1 pseudogene is annotated in these 236 nt (G+C 71.2%); it reads left to right on the top strand.

Going from position 1 to position 236, the window contains the following annotated elements:
* Positions 1–236 (top strand): annotated as a pseudogene (locus HA630_RS01210) (3-oxoadipyl-CoA thiolase); the annotation flags it as partial.

Below are 236 nucleotides of genomic sequence, written 5' to 3'. Positions count from 1 at the left end.
ATCATGGGCATCGGCCCGGCGCCGGCCACGCAGAAGGTGCTGGCCCAGACCGGCCTGACGCTGGCGCAGATGGACGTGATCGAGCTCAACGAAGCCTTTGCCGCGCAGGGTCTGGCCGTGTTGCGCCTGCTGGGCCTGCAAGACGACGACGCCCGCGTCAACGCCTGGGGCGGCGCGATTGCGCTGGGTCATCCGTTGGGGGCCTCGGGCGCCCGCCTGGCCACCACCGCCATCAA

It is taken from the genome of Aquabacterium sp. A08 (genome assembly GCF_011742065.1).
This window is presented reverse-complemented; position numbering and strand designations above follow the sequence as displayed.